This window comes from Streptomyces lunaelactis (assembly GCF_003054555.1).
GTDB classification, from domain to species: domain Bacteria; phylum Actinomycetota; class Actinomycetes; order Streptomycetales; family Streptomycetaceae; genus Streptomyces; species Streptomyces lunaelactis.
This window is the reverse complement of the sequence record NZ_CP026304.1, coordinates 3975013-3987522: the sequence shown is the minus strand read 5'-3', so window position 1 is coordinate 3987522 and position 12510 is coordinate 3975013. Positions and strand designations below refer to the sequence as shown.

At 70.7% G+C, this 12510-nt stretch carries 12 protein-coding genes; 6 read left to right on the top strand and 6 right to left on the bottom strand.

The window, feature by feature from the left end; all coding sequences use genetic code 11:
* Positions 1 to 12 precede the first annotated feature (12 nt).
* Entirely contained in the window at positions 13 to 1410 is a 1398-nt protein-coding gene (locus SLUN_RS18075) for an NAD(P)/FAD-dependent oxidoreductase (RefSeq protein WP_108149473.1), read from the bottom strand.
* 254 nt (positions 1411 to 1664) lie between these two features.
* On the opposite strand from SLUN_RS18075, the gene SLUN_RS18070 reads away from it, so the two are divergent.
* A complete protein-coding gene (locus tag SLUN_RS18070; RefSeq protein ID WP_108154814.1) occupies positions 1665 to 2390 on the top strand; it encodes a pentapeptide repeat-containing protein in 726 nt (241 codons plus the stop codon).
* Between the two features lie 77 nt (positions 2391 to 2467).
* On the opposite strand, the gene SLUN_RS18065 is transcribed toward SLUN_RS18070, so the two are convergent.
* From SLUN_RS18065 to SLUN_RS18055, 3 genes are all read right to left on the bottom strand, one after another.
* The gene (locus SLUN_RS18065; protein ID WP_108149472.1) at positions 2468 to 2965 is read right to left on the bottom strand and encodes a hypothetical protein; all 498 of its coding nucleotides are present in this window, start codon (positions 2963 to 2965) and stop codon (positions 2468 to 2470) included.
* Between the two features lie 79 nt (positions 2966 to 3044).
* Complete coding sequence (locus SLUN_RS18060) at positions 3045 to 3677, bottom strand: response regulator (RefSeq protein ID WP_175313810.1); 633 nt, start codon at positions 3675 to 3677, stop codon at positions 3045 to 3047.
* A gap of 5 nt (positions 3678 to 3682) precedes the next feature.
* Positions 3683 to 4921, bottom strand: a complete 1239-nt coding sequence (locus tag SLUN_RS18055; protein ID WP_254710159.1) for a sensor histidine kinase — start codon at positions 4919 to 4921, stop codon at positions 3683 to 3685.
* 200 nt (positions 4922 to 5121) lie between these two features.
* Between SLUN_RS18055 and SLUN_RS18050 the strand changes: the two genes are divergently transcribed.
* Both SLUN_RS18050 and SLUN_RS18045 read left to right on the top strand, forming a co-directional pair.
* Positions 5122 to 5679: a GlcG/HbpS family heme-binding protein gene (locus tag SLUN_RS18050; protein ID WP_108149471.1), complete on the top strand. Its 558-nt coding sequence runs from the start codon at positions 5122 to 5124 to the stop codon at positions 5677 to 5679.
* Positions 5680 to 5775: 96 nt separating this feature from the next.
* Positions 5776 to 7164, top strand: coding sequence for a M1 family metallopeptidase (locus tag SLUN_RS18045; protein WP_108149470.1), 1389 nt, complete (start codon positions 5776 to 5778; stop codon positions 7162 to 7164).
* A 114-nt stretch (positions 7165 to 7278) separates the two neighbouring features.
* On the opposite strand, the gene SLUN_RS18040 is transcribed toward SLUN_RS18045, so the two are convergent.
* On the bottom strand, positions 7279 to 7854 hold the full coding sequence (locus SLUN_RS18040; protein ID WP_108149469.1) for a TerD family protein: 576 nt from the start codon (positions 7852 to 7854) through the stop codon (positions 7279 to 7281).
* A gap of 183 nt (positions 7855 to 8037) precedes the next feature.
* On the opposite strand from SLUN_RS18040, the gene arfB reads away from it, so the two are divergent.
* On the top strand, positions 8038 to 8502 hold the full coding sequence (arfB, locus tag SLUN_RS18035) for an alternative ribosome rescue aminoacyl-tRNA hydrolase ArfB (protein ID WP_108149468.1): 465 nt from the start codon (positions 8038 to 8040) through the stop codon (positions 8500 to 8502).
* Positions 8503 to 8607: 105 nt separating this feature from the next.
* Here arfB and SLUN_RS18030 read toward each other — a convergent pair whose 3' ends face one another.
* Complete coding sequence (locus tag SLUN_RS18030; RefSeq protein ID WP_170146585.1) at positions 8608 to 9162, bottom strand: flavin reductase family protein; 555 nt, start codon at positions 9160 to 9162, stop codon at positions 8608 to 8610.
* A 305-nt stretch (positions 9163 to 9467) separates the two neighbouring features.
* Between SLUN_RS18030 and cdgB the strand changes: the two genes are divergently transcribed.
* Entirely contained in the window at positions 9468 to 11126 is a 1659-nt protein-coding gene (gene cdgB / locus SLUN_RS18025; protein ID WP_108149466.1) for a diguanylate cyclase CdgB, read from the top strand.
* An 87-nt stretch (positions 11127 to 11213) separates the two neighbouring features.
* Positions 11214 to 12185: a CBM35 domain-containing protein gene (locus tag SLUN_RS18020; protein WP_108149465.1), complete on the top strand. Its 972-nt coding sequence runs from the start codon at positions 11214 to 11216 to the stop codon at positions 12183 to 12185.
* The last annotated feature ends 325 nt before the right edge of the window (positions 12186 to 12510 follow it).

Sequence of the window (12510 nt, the reverse complement as noted above, 5' to 3'; positions counted from 1 at the left end):
GGCAGGTACGGCCTAGTGCCGGCCCGCGATGCGGTCCGCCAGCCGGGCGATGCCGTCCGTCTGTGCCGTGCTCGCCGCCGCCTCGCGGCGGTCCGCCGCGCGGTAGGCCGCGTACATGCCCTGCACGCCCAGCCAGCGCATCGGCTCCGGTTCCCACTTGCGGACCTTGTGGTTCACCCAGGGCAGCGCCGTGAGTTCGGTGCCGCCCGCCTGGCCCGAGTCCTGTTGGATCAGGTCGCGCAGGGTGCGGGCCGCGAGGTTGGTGGTGGCTACGCCGGAGCCGACGTAGCCGCCCGCCCAGCCGAGGCCGGTGGAGCGATCCAGGGTGACCGTGGCGCACCAGTCGCGGGGGACGCCGAGGACGCCCGACCAGGCGTGGTCGATGCGGACGCCCGCCGTCGTCGGGAAGAAGCGGACCAGGATCTCGCGGAGCGCCTCGATGGTGGCGGGCTGGGTGCGGCCGTCGTTGTCCGTGCGGGAGCCGAAGCGGTAGGGGACGCCGCGGCCGCCCAGCGCGATCCGGTCGTCCGCGGTGCGCTGCGCGTACATGTACGCGTGGGCCATGTCGCCGAGCGTCTCGCGGCCCTCCCAGCCGATGGTGTCCCAGACGGACTGGGGGAGCGGCTCAGTGGCGATCATGGAGGAGTTCATGGGGAGCCAGGCGCGTTTGTGGCCCTTGAGGTTCGCCGTGAAGCCCTCGGTGCAGCGCAGGATGTACGGGGCGCGGACCGTGCCGTACGGGGTGATCGCGTGCTTGGGGCGGATGTCGGTCACCGGGGTGGACTCGTGGATCGTCACGCCCAGCGCTTCGACGGCATCCGCGAGGCCCTTGACCAGCTTCACCGGGTGCAGCCGCGCGCCGTGCGGGGTCCAGGTGGAGGCGACGGCGCCCGTGATCCGTACGCGCTCGGCGGTCTCGCGGGCGCCGAGCAGTACGCGGTCCTTCTCGCCGAACGCGATCTCGACTGCGTGGAAGGCCTTGAGGCGGGTCAACTGGGCAGGGGTACGGGCGACTTCGAGGACGCCGCCCTGGTGGATGTCGGCGTCGATGTTCTCTTCCGACGCGACTCGTACGACCTCGTCGACGGTGTCGTTCATGGCGTGCTGGAGGCGGACGGCGGCGTCGTGGCCGTGCAGTTTGGCGTAGCGGTCGCGGCCGGCGATGCCGTTGTAGAGCCAGCCGCCGTTGCGGCCGGAGGCCCCGTAACCGCAGAACTTGCCTTCCAGGACAGTTATGTTCAGGAAGGGGACGGCCTTCTTCAGGTAGTAGGCCGTCCACAGGCCGGTGTATCCGCCGCCGACGATGCAGACGTCCGCGGTGGCGTCGCCCGGGAGCGGCTCCCTCGGGATCGGGGTGCCGTCCTGTGCGTACCAGAACGATATGCCGCCGTTGACGGTGCTGGTGCTCATGATGCCCCTGCTGCTCAGCGTGAGTGCGTGTGGCGGGAGGGTACTCGCAGCGCCGTGGTGGTGTGCGGGCGCCCACCGCCGTGGCTTCCATGGTCGTACGGAACAGTGTTCGTCGCCACGGCCGTAGGATCCGGCACGTGATCGACATTCCGGACGAGCTGGTGGCCAACCGGCGCGAGAGCAGTCGGGGCGCCGCGACCTGGTCGCCCGGCGGCTTCGGGGGCGTTGTCAGTGGGAGCGGGCACGATGGGGGCATGGCACGGAAACCGGGAAATGCGCGGGCAGCGGGAGCGGGAGCGGGGGCCGGACGCGCGGCGGGAGCGGTACGGGCGGCTCAGCGGCCCGAAGTTCGGCTGCCGCCGCTCGTTCCGTACGACGGCGGTGACGGCGGCGGACTCGAGCCGGACGGCGACTACGACGGCCTGGAGTTCCAGGGCATCGACTTCACGGGGCAGTCCGGCCGCGGTGCGCGCTTCATCGACTGCGCGCTGCGGGAGTGCGGCCTGGACGAGACGGAGCTGCTCAACGCCCGCTTCGTCGACTCCGTGCTCAGCGGCATACGGGGCGTGGGCACCGATCTCGCGGGCGCCTCGCTCCGGGACGTGGAGGTGACGGACGCGCGGCTGGGCGGGGTGCAGCTGCACGGAGCCGTACTGGAGCGGGTGCTGATCCGCGGCGGGAAGATCGACTACCTGAATCTGCGGAAGGCGAAGCTGAAGGACGTCGTCTTCGAGGGGTGCGTGCTCTCGGAGGCGGACTTCGGGGGAGCGCTGCTGGAGCGGGTGGAGTTCCGGGGCTGCGTGCTGCGGCGGGCGGACTTCAGCGCGGTGCAGATGAAGGACGTGGATCTGCGGACGGCCGCCGAGCTGGACATCGCACGGGGCGTGGACCGGCTGGCGGGGGCGGTGATCAGCCCGGCCCAACTGCTGGATCTGGCACCGGCGTTCGCGGCACAGATCGGGGTACGGGTGGAGGGGTAGGGGTCAGGCCGGATGAGTGAGCGGCCCGCCGCGGAGCGGCTGATGTCGTGCGTGCGTGCCAGGGCACAAGGCAGGACCTAGAGACGGGGGAAGCGGGCCTGGAGGTCCCAGACCACCGGGTTGTCGGCGAGGCCCTCGTGCATGTCGGACAGGTCCGCGACCAGATCGTGCAGAAAGTCGCGGGCCTCGCTGCGCAGCGCGCTGTGGCCGAAGGTGAGCGGCGGCTCGTCGCCCGGCATCCAGTCGGCCTCCACATCCACCCAGCCGAAGCGCCGCTCGAAGAGCATCCGGTCGGCGGACTCGGTGAAGTCCAGCTCGGCGTACTGCGGCTTGGCGGCGCGGCTGCCGAGGGGGTCGCGGTCGAGCTGCTCGACGATGTCGCACAGCGCCCAGGCGAAGTCGAGCACCGGCACCCATCCCCAGGCTGTGGACACCTCGCGGTCCTCTTTGGTGTCGGCGAGGTAGACGTCACCGCAGAAGAGGTCATGGCGCAGAGCCTGGACGTCCGCGCGCCGGTAGTCGGTCTGCGGGGGGTCGGGGAAGCGCCGGGAGAGGGAGTAGCCGATGTCGAGCACGGCCTGATGGTGTCATGACGGGTGCGGGTCCCCGCACGGGCGGGGCGGCTCCCCTGACCGGGTGGGGCGCCCGATCCCGTCAGGGGAGGAGCCGTTGCTCCTTGGCCACTGCGACCGCGCCGGCTCTCGTATCGACGCCCAGCTTGGCGTAGATCCGGCCCAGATGCGTCTTCACCGTCGCCTCGCTGATGAACAGCGCGCGAGCGATCTCGCGGTTCCCCAGGCCCCGTGCCAGCTGTCCCAGGATGTCCCGTTCCCGCTCTGTCAGGGTCGGCCGGCCCGTGCCCCGCATGCGGTCCATGACGCGGCTGGCCACCGGGGCCGAGAGTGCCGTGCGGCCCTGCGCCGCCGCGTGGATCGCCGCGAACAGCTCCTCCGGGCGCTCGGCCTTCAGCAGATAGCCCGTCGCGCCGGCCTCGATGGCCCGCGTGATGTCCGCGTCCGTGTCGTACGTCGTCAGTACGAGGACATGCACCTCGGGCGTCGCGATACCGCGGGTCGCCTCCACACCGTCGATGCCCGCCCCCAGCTGGAGGTCCATCAGCACCACGTCCGGCCGCAGTTTCGCGGCCATCGCGACCGCCTCCTCCCCGGTTCCCGCCTCGCCGACGACCTCGATGTCCGGCTCGCTGCCGAGGAGGGCCAGCAGCCCGGCGCGTACGACCGCATGGTCGTCACAGAGCAGGATCCGTACGGGGGGCACAAGGGCCATGGGAGTCACGCGTCCCCCAGGGGGATCGCGGCGGACAGGACCGCGCCCTCGCCGGGCGTCGACTCGATCGTCAGCGTGCCGCCCAGCTGCCGTACGCGGGCGCGCATCGCCGGCAGTCCGTGGCCGCGTACGCCCGGAGTCCCGGACGCCCCGCGTACGCCCGGAGTCCCAGACGCCCCCCGTACGCCCGGCGGCACCACCACGAAGCCGCGGCCGTCGTCGGCGACGTCCAGCACCACCTGGTCGTCCAGGTGGCTGAGGGTGAGCGCGGCGTTCGCGGCGCCGGAGTGCTCCCGTACGTTCGCCAGCGCGCCCTGCGCGATCCGCAGCAGCGCCGACTGGACCCGGTCGGGCAGCTCCACCGGCGTCCCGTCCCGGTGGAAGCGCACCTGGAGCGAGTCCGTGGACTCGCGCCCGGCGAGCGTACGCAGCGCCTCGGCCAGGCCGCCGCCCTCCGCGAGACCGGCCGGGGCCAGATCGTGCACGAAGCGCCGGGCCTCGGCGAGGCTGCGCTCGGCGATCGACTCGGCGGTACGGACGTGGCCGCGGGCGGCCGCCGCGTCGCTGTCCCAGGTGCGGTCCGCGGCCTGGAGCAGCATCTGCTGGCTGGACAGGCTCTGCGCGAGGGTGTCGTGGATCTCCATGGCGAGCCGCTCGCGTTCGGCGAGGGTGCCCTCGCGCCGTTCGGTGGCGGCCAGTTCGCGGCGGGTGCGGATCAGGTCGTCCACCGTCGCCCGCAGCCGGTCGGCCTGCCGCCGCATGTAGATGAAGACGCTGGTGGCGAGGACGGCGACGGCAGGCGGCAGCAGGAGGAGATGGGGGTCCACCCCGTCCGCCAGGCGCCACTCCGCGATCATGACCAGCGCGCAGAGCACCGCGACGAGGGTGACGGCCGCCCGGGTCGGCAGGGAGCGCAGACCGGTGTAGATCAGCGGTACGGCGCACCAGGCGAAGCTCGGTGCCAGCAGCACGATCACGACCCAGCACACGACGACCGAGCCGAGCACGACCAGGCCGTGGCGGCCCGGCCGCTGCCCGCGCCCCAGCCAGTGGCCGGCGAGCTGGAGCCCGGCGAGCGCGATGCTCAGGCCGACGACCCAGGGCAGCCGCGGGCTGTCCGGGTGCTTGAGGAGATAGCGCAGCAGGGATCCGGCGAGGAGGGCCAGAAAGGCGGTGTTCATCACCGTCACCAGCCAGCGGGCATCGGGATCCCGGTCGGCAGCGGCGGGCGGTGCGGGGGACATGGACTCTCCTGCTGGATCACGTGTGAGCTGGGTCTTCTTCTGCATCGTGACCCGGCGGGACCACCTCCGCATCAGCCGATCGGCTGACCCGGCCGTCATCCATCATGCCTGCGCGGAGCAGCCGGTACGCCGACCGTCCGGGCCCGGAGCCGACCCGAGGATCGAGAGAGAGAAGCCCCGAGCCCAAGGAGCCAACGACCATGAAGAAGATGTCTCTGCGCACCCGCGTCCTGACCGGAGCCGTCGCCGCCGCCGCGCTGGGCGCCGGCACCTTCGGCGCCGTGTCCGCGAGCGCCTCAGCCCCGGCTGCCGCCTCACGCGCCGCGGTCACGGCCGACGCCTCGGACCGCAACCTCCAGCAGTCCGCCCACCTGACCGTCGAGGCCGCCACCAAGGCCGCGCAGGCCGCTCTGGACGCCGCCGAGAAGGCGAACCAGCGCGTGACCGTCGCCGTCGTCGACCGCAACGGCAACACCATCGTCACCCTGCGCGGCGACGGCGCGGGCCCGCAGTCGTACGCCTCCGCCGAGCGAAAGGCGTTCACCGCCGTCTCCTGGAACGCCCCCACCTCCGAGCTCGCCAAGCGCCTCGAGCAGGCCCCGAACCTGAAGGACATCCCCGGCACGCTCTTCCTCGCGGGCGGCGCCCCGGTGCAGTCCAAGGGCGCCCCGATCGCGGGCATCGGCGTGGCGGGCGCCCCCAGCGGCGACCTGGACGAGCAGTTCGCGAAGGCGGGCGTCGCGGCGCTGGGCAGGTAGTCGGCAAGCGGCAGCAAGTCGGCTGCGCAGTACTCCCGTTGGGCATCGCGGCCCCACGGACCGGCCCCGCGCGTACGCCCGCATAGGATCAAGCGCGTGGACCAGCGAACCCTCGTACGCACCCTCTCGCCCGCCGTCGTCCTGCTGCTCCTCGCGGGCTGCACGGACGAAGGTCCGGGCGTGCACGGCAAGCCGGGAGCCGCGGGCGTGCGCGATCCGTACTTCAAGAAGCTCGGCAACGGCGGATACGACGTCCAGCACTACGCCCTGACCCTCGACTACGAGCCGAAGACGGGCCGCCTCAAGGGCACCGCCGAGATCACCGCCCGGGCCACCCAGGATCTGAGCGCCTTCAACCTCGACCTCCACGGGATGACGGTCGAGGGCGCGACCGTCGGCGGCAAGAAGGCCGCCGCCAACCGGGCCGGCGACGAGCTGACGCTGCGTCCGCACAGCGACATCGGCAAGGGCACGACCTTCCGCACGGTCGTCCGCTACTCCGGCGACCCGGAGATGATCACCGATGGGGACAATTCGGAGGAAGGCTGGCTGAAGACCGCGGACGGCGCGCTCGCGGTCGGCCAGCCCGCCGGGTCGATGGCCTGGTTCCCCGGCAGCAACCACCCGGGCGACAAGGCCACGTACGACATCACGGTCACCGTCCCCAAGGGCCTGAAGGCCATCTCCAACGGCGAGTTGAAGAGCGAGCGCACGACCGGCGGGCGCACCACCTTCGCCTGGAAGTCGAAGGAACCGATGGCGAGCTACCTCGCCACACTCGCCATCGGAGACTTCCGGCTGACCCCGTCCCGTACGCCCTCCGGCGTGCCCGTCCTCACCGCCGTGGACCCGGCGGTGGCCGAGGAGAGCGCGGAGGTCCTCGCCGAGATCCCCGAGATCATGGAGTGGGCGACGGAGAACTTCGGCACATACCCCCTCTCCTCCACCGGCGCGATCGTCGTGCCGACGAAAGAGGTCGGCTACGCCCTGGAGACGCAGACCAAGCCCGTCTTCCCCCTGGACCAGCTCGATGTCACGACGCTCGTTCATGAGATTGCCCACCAGTGGTACGGCAATTCCGTGTCGCCCAAGTCCTGGAAGGACATGTGGCTCAACGAAGGCTTCGCCCAGTACGCCGAGTGGATCTGGGCCGAGGACTACGACGACAAACGTGCCCAGGAGTCCTTCGACGAAGCCTTCGCCGACGAGGCCAACTGGGAGTTCGCGCCGGCCGATCCGCCCACGGCTGCGGACATCTCTGGAGATCCGGTGTACTACCGCGGCGCGATGGTCCTCCACAAGGTCCGGCAGGCGGTGGGCGAGGACACCTTCTACGAGATCCTGCACGGCTGGGCGCAGACGTACCGCCACGCCAACGCGTCCACCGCCGACTTCACGGCGTACGTCGAGAAGAAGTCCGGCAAGGACCTCGACGAACTGTGGGACACCTGGCTGTACGGGAAGGACAAGCCGGCGACGCCGTGACAACGGCAGAGGTGCGACAGGGGTACGGAAGGAGCCCCCGGCGAGCGGCCGGGGGCTCCTGCTGTTGACTGCGTACTCAGTACGTCAGAGACGCGTACGTCAGAGCCGCTTACGTCAGAGGGTGACGCCGAAGTCGCGGGCGATGCCCTCCAGGCCCGCGGCGTAACCCTGGCCGACGGCGCGGAACTTCCACTCCGCGCCATTGCGGTAGAGCTCGCCGAAGACCATCGCGGTCTCGGTGGCGGCGTCCTCGCTCAGGTCGTAGCGCGCGAGCTCAGCGCCGCCGGCCTGGTTGACGATGCGGATGTAGGCGTTGCGCACCTGACCGAAGTTCTGGCTGCGGGTCACGGCGTCGTAGATCGAGACCGGGAAGACGATCTTGTCGACGTCGGCCGGCAGACCCGCCAGGTTGACGTTGATCTGCTCGTCGTCCCCGCCGCCCTCGCCGGTGCGGTTGTCACCGGTGTGGACGATGGTCTGGTCCGGCGTCGCCTTGTTGTTGAAGAAGACGAAGTGGGCGTCGGAGGCGACCTTGCCACCGGGGTTCACACCGATCGCGGAGGCGTCGAGGTCGAAGTCGGTGCCGGTGGTGGTGCGGACGTCCCAGCCGAGGCCGACCGTGACGGCGGTCAGGCCCGGTGCCTCCTTGGTGAGCGAGACGTTGCCGCCCTTGGACAGGCTTACTGCCATGGGGAAGTCCCCTTCGTGGTCGTGTGTGCGGGCTTCGAGCGCTCCCGAAGCTACCGTCACACGTCATAACGCATGCAAGGGACCGCCAGGTTCCATACGTATTTGCTTTCTTTGCGGCGCGACTCGCACAGCTGTGTGTAAAAGCGGGTGACGCGAACGGCGCGGGCACGGGACCATGGACACATGTCCGGGACCCAGCCCCATCGGGGGTCCGGGGGTCGTCCCCCGGGTAAGCACAGCATTCGCGGTTCGGTCTCCCTGCCGGAGGCCGAGCTCATGTGGCGTTTCTCCAGGTCGTCGGGGCCGGGCGGCCAGCACGTCAACACCAGCGACTCGCAGGTGGAGCTCCGCTTCGACCTCGCGAAAACGGAGGCGCTGCCGCCGGTGTGGAAGGAGCGCGCGCTGGAGCGGCTCGCGGGGCGGCTGGTCGGGGGCGTGATCTCCGTACGGGCGTCGGAGCACCGCTCGCAGTGGCGCAACCGGGAGACGGCGGCGGTGCGGCTGGCTTCGCTGCTCGCGGAGGCGACGGCGCCGCCGCCGAGGCCGCGGCGGGCGACGCGGATTCCGCGGGGGATCAATGAGCGGCGGCTGCGGGAGAAGAAAGCGCGGGCGGAGACGAAGCGGGGGCGGACGGGGCGGGACTGGTAAGGCGGGCCCCTGCCAGGGCGCTGCCCTGGACCCCTGCCCCGGACCCCGCGCCTCAATCGCCGGCGGGGCAGGATCTCTGTGTCCGGCGAGGCTGATGTGTCGCGCTCAGCCCAGCCGGCGGTAGCGGCCCTTGAAGTACGCCAGGGGGCCGCCGTCCGCGCTCTCCAGGCCCGCCGTCAGGACCCGCCCGATCACCAGCGTGTGGTCCCCCGCCTCGATCCGCTGTTCCGTACGGCACTCCAGCGTCGCCAGCGCTCCCCGCACCAGCAGCGCCCCGCTCACCTCGCCCCTCGTGTACGGGATGTCCTCGAAGAGCAGCCGGTCGCTGACCCGCCCCTTCATCGCGAAGCGCCCCGCGATGTGCCGCTGGCTCTCCGAGAGCACCGAGACGCCCCACAGCGGCTGTTCCGCGAGCAGGTCGTCCATGCGGGAGCCGTTCCGCAGGCTCACCAGTACCAGGGGCGGGTCCAGTGACACCGACATGAACGCGGTCGCCGTCATGCCGGCGTCCTCGCCGTGCGGGCCGTAGTCGGCGTCGTGCGCGGTCACCAGCACCACGCCCGAGGCCAGTCGGGACATAGCCGCGCGGAACTCCTCGTTGCTCACCCCCTCAGCATGGGGGATGGCAACAGGGGCGGGAGTAGGGGTCGTCTGCAACACACGAGGAACGCTAGTCTCGGCCGTCCGGCGCCCGCATCGGCCCAGGGGACCAGTCAGGTCCTAGGACCGGTCGGGACAACATGCAAAAACCGGCACACGGAATTTGCGTTCAAGAAAGCCATGGAGCTCCCACCCCGCGCTCCCAACCTTTCATCATCTGATGTGACTTGAGTCACAGAGTGCAGTATTTGTTGACCCTGCGTACCGAGTGAGCAGCTCGCTGTGATTCAGTGGCCGTGATACCGCAACAAGAACGCTGATGAGAACCCTGGAGTTTGCTGTCGAGGTCTCGGGGAGAGCGAGCAATGGAGACCGAGTCGGAGCCCTACGTCCGTCTTGCGACCCTGCGGCAGCTGCACCAGGTCGTCGCGGACCTCAACACGGCCCGGAGCTTGGCCGACACTCTGCAGACCGTCGCCGACGGCATCGTCGCAGGACTCGGCTACGAGCTGGCCTGCGTCAATCTCGTACGGCCCGACGGTGATCTCGTCGTCGCCGCGTTCGCCGGCAGTGCCGCAGCGGAAGCCCTGATCACCGGACGGGTCGGCTCGCGCCCCTCCTGGGAACGCCGGCTCTCCATGGGCGAGGCCTGGGGCGAGCTGCGCTTCATTCCGCACACCGAGGGCTGGGTCCTCATAGAGGACGACGTGCCGCAGTGGCACACCGAGGGACCCGATCCCCGCTTCGAGGACGAGTGGCACCCGCAGGACCGCCTGTACGCCCCGATGTACGCGTCGGGCGGCGGCCGCGAACTCCTTGGTGTGATTTCCGTGGACCGCCCGCGCAACGGGCGCCGGCCGGGACCCTGGGGCCAGGAAGCGCTCCAGATGTACGCGTCCCAGGCCGCGATTGCGATCAGCAACGCCCGGCTGCGAGCAAACATGCAGCGCGCCCTGGTCCGCCTCGAGCGCGAGCAGCAGGCCCTGCGCGCCAGCGAGGAGTCCTTCCGGCAGGCCTTCGAGTACGCCCCGTCCGGCATGGCCATCGCCGAGATGGGCGGCGACCAGCACGGCCGGCTGCTGCGTACCAATGACGCGCTGTGCCGGCTGCTCGGACGTCCCGCCTCCGCGATGCGCCGCTACTCCTTCGCCGACCTGGTCCACCCCGAGGACGTCGGCACCCTGCTCCGTACGTCCGCCGAGGGCGGGCGCGCCGAGCTGCGTCTGGGCCGCCGGGACGGGACGTACGTCTGGGTCTCGCTGCGCAACTCCGTCGTCGCGGACACCGCGGACGGCCCCCGGTTTCTCCTCACTCACGTCGAGGACATCGAGGAGCGCAAGCGGCACGAGCTGCAGCTCGCACACCGCGCCTCGCACGACTCGCTGACCGGTCTGCCCAACAGCGCGGAGCTGCGCGCGCGGCTCAGTTCCCGGCTGTGCGAGCGGCCGTACGCGGCGCGGGAGACGGCCATCGAGGCGCTGGACGCGGCGTACGGCGGCAGCGACGGCGGTGGTGGTGACACCGAGCACATCTTCCGCAGCGAGGGCTTCGGCAGCGAGTCGGTCGGCGGCCTCTACACCCACCATGTGCACACGGTCGCGCCCGACGGCGAGACCGACGACGGCACCAAGGGGCTCGCGGTCCTCTTCTGCGACCTGGACGGTTTCAAGTCGATCAACGACCGCTTCGGGCACCAGACGGGCGACGCCGTGCTGGTGGAGGTCGCGCGCCGGCTCACCACCGGCGTACGGGACGGGGACACGGTCGCCAGGCTCGGCGGTGACGAGTTCGTCGTCCTCGCCGACGGCCTGGCGGCGGCGGACGCCGCGGACCTGGCCGTACGCCTGCGGAACGCGATCATCCTGCCGATCCGGGTGGGCGGCCGCGGGGTCCGCGTCGGGGCCAGCTTCGGAATCGGCTGGGCGAGCTGCGGGATGTCCGTCGAGGAGGTCCTGCAATCTGCCGATCAGCGGATGTACATCGAGAAGCGATCCCGGGCGAAGGTGCACCGGCGGGCGGGCTGAGGCCAACGCCACCCATTTGGCTACTCCGAACCGGGTAGGCTCGCCCGCGTCGGCGATGTGCTGACGACATGGTGAGGAGTGACTGGGATGACGGCCGCGAACAACGGCGCGAGCACGCCCGAGGACGACGATCCGTTCGGCTACCTGTACGAGGATGGACAGGCAGCGGGCGCTACACCGCCCGGCCAGGGCCGCGGCTACGGCTATCCGGGTCCCGCAGCGCAGCCCGGGGTCCCCAGAACCTCGTACAACCAGGTGCGGACGGTCGGCGAGCGCCAGTACGGCCAGCAGGTCCCGCAGCAGCAGGCGTACGGCCAGCAGCCGCCGGCATACGGCCAGGGCCAGCCGACCGCGCAGTACGCGGCACCCGAGACGTACCCCGGCGGCGCGCCCACCCGCCCGGTCCCGCCCCAGCCGGGCGGTCACGGCGGCGGCCGCAGCGGCGGCCCCAACACCAAGGTCCTGCTGATCGCCGCGATCGCGGTGGTCGCGGTCGTCGTGATCGGCATCACCGTGGCACTGATGAATGGCGGCAAGGACGACACCGCGGGCAATCAGCCGGGCGGGAACGGCGGCGCGACCGCGGGCCAGAGCGTGAAGCCGAGCGAGGAGCCGACGGCGCCGGACGAGCCGGTGGAGCTGCCGAAGCAGGACGCGGCGACGCTGCAGTTGGGTGCGCCGGCCGCGCTCGCGAAGGACGTCAAGGGCGCGGAAGGTTCCGGTGGCGCGTATGTCACCGGCTTCAACGCTCCGGGCGCGTCGGTCACCTGGAAGGCGAACGTCGCCGAGAAGAAGTCGTACCGCCTGTATGTGCGCTACGCCATCCCGGCGCAGGACGCCAACGCCACCTTGACCGTCAACGGCAAGGCGAACACCAACCCGCTGGGCCTGAAGAACTTCATCAACTCCTCGGACCCGAACTTGGAGAAGAACTGGCAGACCACCTGGGCGCCGGTGAATCTCAAGAAGGGCGAGAACGAGATCAAGATCTCGTGCGAGGCGGGCAACCAGTGCAACGCCCTCCTCGACTGGCTGCAGGTCAGCGACGGGGCGCTCTGAGCGTTCGGGAGCGCGATCAGGGCCGCGCGGATGGTGCACAGGCATCATGATCTTGCTTCTGTACTACGGGAGTTGAACCCCCGCTCATCGACCACGAGCGGGGGCCGGAATCGCGACTATTCCGAGCGTCATTGCTTCTTGTGTGCTCTTTGCCTCGGCCCCGGCAGCCCATGCCGACATATCGGGTGCCTATGCGGGTGTTGACTGGAACGTCCGTGCATCCACGTCGACCGCTTCCGCCGTGGTTGTCAGGATTCACGCGTTGAACACGGGAACTCCTGACTACGCCATGTGCTGGACCAGCACATGCGGGGGCCGGGTGAAC

What these genes read in the sequence shown, in the direction of transcription:
- cdgB (WP_108149466.1), top strand. Translation starts at nt 9,468, where the DNA reads ATGGAGACCGAGTCGGAGCCCTACGTCCGTCTTGCGACCCTGCGGCAG.
- arfB (WP_108149468.1), top strand. Translation starts at nt 8,038, where the DNA reads ATGTCCGGGACCCAGCCCCATCGGGGGTCCGGGGGTCGTCCCCCGGGT.
- SLUN_RS18050 (WP_108149471.1), top strand. Translation starts at nt 5,122, where the DNA reads ATGAAGAAGATGTCTCTGCGCACCCGCGTCCTGACCGGAGCCGTCGCC.
- SLUN_RS18060 (WP_175313810.1), bottom strand. Translation starts at nt 3,677, where the DNA reads ATGGCCCTTGTGCCCCCCGTACGGATCCTGCTCTGTGACGACCATGCG.
- SLUN_RS18055 (WP_254710159.1), bottom strand. Translation starts at nt 4,921, where the DNA reads ATGTCCCCCGCACCGCCCGCCGCTGCCGACCGGGATCCCGATGCCCGC.
- SLUN_RS18070 (WP_108154814.1), top strand. Translation starts at nt 1,665, where the DNA reads ATGGCACGGAAACCGGGAAATGCGCGGGCAGCGGGAGCGGGAGCGGGG.
- SLUN_RS18075 (WP_108149473.1), bottom strand. Translation starts at nt 1,410, where the DNA reads ATGAGCACCAGCACCGTCAACGGCGGCATATCGTTCTGGTACGCACAG.
- SLUN_RS18020 (WP_108149465.1), top strand. Translation starts at nt 11,214, where the DNA reads ATGACGGCCGCGAACAACGGCGCGAGCACGCCCGAGGACGACGATCCG.
- SLUN_RS18040 (WP_108149469.1), bottom strand. Translation starts at nt 7,854, where the DNA reads ATGGCAGTAAGCCTGTCCAAGGGCGGCAACGTCTCGCTCACCAAGGAG.